The organism is Mycobacterium sp. 852002-30065_SCH5024008, assembly GCF_001665645.1.
In the GTDB taxonomy this organism is placed as follows: domain Bacteria; phylum Actinomycetota; class Actinomycetes; order Mycobacteriales; family Mycobacteriaceae; genus Mycobacterium; species Mycobacterium paraffinicum.
The window spans coordinates 1-3,879 of record NZ_LZSZ01000045.1 but is presented as its reverse complement, the minus strand read 5'-3'; the positions used below and the strand labels follow the sequence as shown (position 1 = coordinate 3,879).

Annotated in this window: 1 protein-coding gene; it reads right to left on the bottom strand. The window is 64.7% G+C overall.

All coding sequences use genetic code 11. The features are described 5' to 3' along the window. On the bottom strand, positions 1-3,879 hold a 3,879-nt coding region (locus tag A5781_RS05060), incomplete at both ends, for a condensation domain-containing protein (RefSeq protein ID WP_156624407.1).

Here is a 3,879-nt window from a genome sequence, read left to right as displayed (position 1 = left end):
CGCCGACGGGGTCTGACTCAACACACTGACCCGCTCAGCAATCAACAAGGCGTGCAAGTCATCCGGGGAGCCGACCATCGCCTCGGGCACCACCACCAACCGCGCCCCATGCAACAGCGCACCCCAGATCTCCCACACCGAGTAGTCGAAGGCATAGGAGTGGCACTGTGTCCATACCTGCCCTGCGGTCAGGTCCAATCCGGAATCAAACGAGTCGAATAACCGCGTCACGTTGTGGTGCGTGACTGCAACGCCTTTGGGGGTACCAGTGGTGCCCGAGGTGTAAATCAGATATGCAACATCGTCGGGCGCCGGACCCGGCAACGGTGTGCTGGATTGGACGTCAACAGCGGGATCGTTGACATCGACGACCGGCACGTCGTACCCATCCAGCCGCGCGGCGAGCGCGGTGGTGGTCAGCACCGTGGTCGGGGTGGCGTCGGTGAGGATGAATTCGATGCGGGCTGTGGGCAGGCCCGGATCGATTGGCACATAGGCTGCCCCGGACTTGAGGACCGCAAGGATCGCGACAATCGCTTCGGCCGAGCGCTCCACGAGCAGCCCCACATACTTCCCGGGGCCAACGCCCTGGCCGATCAATAAGTGGGCTAACTGATTTGCGGCCTTATCGAGTTCCTGATAGGTCCAGGACCGGTCCCCGAAGCTCAGAGCTACTGCATCCGGGGTGCGGGTGTTTTGGGCGGCAAAGGCTTCCGGGATCGACACAGCCGACGCGGCCGGCGCGCTCAATACCGCGCGGTTGCTCCACTCCTCTAGTCGGGCCCGCTCGGACTCGTTGAGCACCTCGATCGAAGACACCGGCCGCGTCGGGTCCGCGGTCATCCCCGTCAGCAGCCGCTGGAATCGGGTGATCAACAGCTCGATGCTGTCGGGGTCGAAGATGTCGGTGTCGTATTCGATGCGAAGCCGGAGTTCGCGGCCGGGCGCGGCTTGCACTGTCAGCGGGTAGTGGTTGTATTCGCGGGTACTGGCCTCGCCGATGGCCAACTCGTGCGGTCGCGCCATCGCGGTGGTATCGACCGGATAATTCTCGTACACGAACAAGGTGTCGAATAGTTGGTCATGCCCGGTGGCGCAGTGAATCTCGTTGAGCGCCAGGTGCTGATGTTCTAGGGTGCGGTTGTGGGTGCGGTGCAGCGCCTCGAGCAGGTCTGCGGTGCTGGTCGCCGCGGTTAGGGTGGCCCGCACCGGCACCGTGTTGATCAACAGGCCCACCATCGATTCCGCGCCGCTCAATTCGGCGGGCCGTCCGGAGACCGTCATGCCAAAAGCGACATCCTGCTGACCGGTCAACCCGCACAGCAGCTGCGCGAAGCCGGCCTGCAGCGCGGTGCTGACGGTGGTGTGGCATGAGCGCGCCAACTCCCCAAGGCCCAACGTGATCTGCTCAGACACCCAAGATGACACAACACCGCGCCGCCCCAGCGTCATCCGGCCCGGCGGGCCCACCAAGGTCGGGGCCTCGAACCCTGCGAACGCCTCACGCCACGCCGCGCGGGCAGCAGCGCGATCTTGGTCGGCCAGCCAGCTCACAAACCGGCGATAAGGTACCGGAGCAGCCAGCCGCTGCCCGTAATAGCTGGCGAAGATTTCCTGCAGCAAGGTCGATAGCGACCAGCCATCGAGCACGATGTGATGATTCGTCAACACAAACCGGTGCCGATCGCCTGCGGTGCGGATCAACGCGGCCCGAAAAGCCGTCTGGCGTCCCAGATCACACACCGCGGCGCGTTCATCGGCGCACAGCCGCTCGACGTGCTCATCGATGTCGCCCCTGGCGGCGGTGTGCTGCTCGATATACCGCCACGCCAACTCGGGATCAGCTGGGATGATCTGCACCGGCTCCCCGAACTCGTCGCAGAACCGGGCCAGCAGGTTCGGGTGCCGGGCGACCGCGGTGTGCACCGCCTCGCGCAGGCGGTCGGGGTCCAGGCCGCCGGTCACGGTGATATCCAGCTGCACCGCATATACATCGTTGCCGCTCTGCGCGGTACTGGCATGAAAGAGCAACCCCTGCTGCAAAGGGGTCAACGGCAAAATATCGGCAACTCGGTCCTGCCGGCACAACTCATCGATCTGCGCCTGGCTCAACCGGGCCGGCATAATGTCGGAGGGAGTCAACCCGCCCCCACCGTCCTGGACGTGCGTGCAGATACCAGCCAGGGCCTCAAACCACAACTGGCTGAGCCGGCTGACCTGCTGCTCATCGAGTGCTGAGCGCGCCCACGTCCAGGCCGCCTGCAGATGCGGGCCAGCTTCAGTGTCCACGGTGGCGGCATTGAGTTCCACGGTGTGCATCAACGGCATCGCCACTGCCGTGGCTGCACCGGTCAACGACAAGCCGTCCCGATCGAGGCGCCACAATTCAGCCGACGTCTCAGCCCGGCCGCCCAATCGGCCAAAATAGTTAAACCCGATTACTGGATCCGACGCGTCCAGCTCAACGTCGGGATTCAAATACCGCAGCAGGCCATACGTCAGAGGATGCTGCAGGGTGCGCAACTGCTCTTTGACGTCCTTGATGACCGCCCCCAGCGCGGCTTCACCGGCCACCACCTGCGACCAGTCCAGCCCACCGACCGCCAACGCCACCGGGTACTTGGTGGTGAACCAGCCCACCGTGCGCGACAAGTCCACCCGGCGAGCGATCTCCTCGTGGCGGCCGTGGCCCTCCACATCGATACCGACCGGCGCTGCAGCGGGACCCAGGAATTCCACGAAGGCCAAGCCGAACGCGATCAACAAAATGTCTTGCACGCCAGCGTGAAACGCCGCGGGCACCTCACCGAGCAGCAGGCGCGTGGTCTCGGCATCTAACGACACCGACAACTGCCCCGCACTCGCATACGTATCTGCCCGCGGTTGCACCGGCGGCAATAAGACAGGGGTTGTCGCCACCTGCCGCCACGCGTCGAGTCTGGCCACAACCTCCGGGGCGTGGGCGTACTTATCGAGCAGCCCCGACCACCGGGCAAACGACGTACCCACGACGGACAAGGCGACCGGCTGACCACTGTGATGCTGGGCCCAGGCGATGTTCAAGTCCTCCAACAGGATTCGCCATGACACCCCATCAACGGCCAGGTGGTGAATAATCAACACCAACTGGCTCGTCGCGCCCACCCATAGCGCACCGACCATCACCCCAGCGCCCGGGTCCAACCGCGACCGCGCCTCCACCAACACCTCGTCAGAAAGCACATCCACCACGTGCAAGCAATCGCTGGCCTTCACCGAACCCGGCTCGGGCACGGTCAATGACCAGCCACCGGCATCGTCATCGACACGCAACCGCAACATGGCATGCCGATCCAGCAGCGCCTGCAACACCACCAACACGTCGGAGTGTGTGACGGCAGCAGGCGCCTGGACCACCATCGTCTGGTTAAACTGCTCAACCGGGCCATCCACACCCTGCAACCACCGCATAATCGGGGTCGCCACCACCGAACCCACACCATCATCAACCCAACCCGACTCACCATCGACCGCCACCTCGGCCACCCGGGCCAACCCAGCCACCGTCTGCTCGACGAAAACATCACGCGGCCGACACAACAGGCCAGCCGCCCGCGCCCGGGCCACCACCTGCATCGACAAAATGCTGTCCCCACCCAACTCGAAGAACGAGTCATCCACGCCGACGCGTTCGAGTCCGAGGATTTGGGCGTAGATGTCGGCCAGGATTTCCTCGGCCGGGGTGGTCGGGGCGCGATATGCGCCGCCGGCGTAATCGGGGGCGGGGAGGGCGCGGGTGTCGAGTTTGCCGTTGACCGTCAGGGGTAGGGCGTCGAGCACCACGATCGCTGCCGGCACCATATAGGACGGCAGCCGGTCTGCGAGTTGTGTGCGGATGGC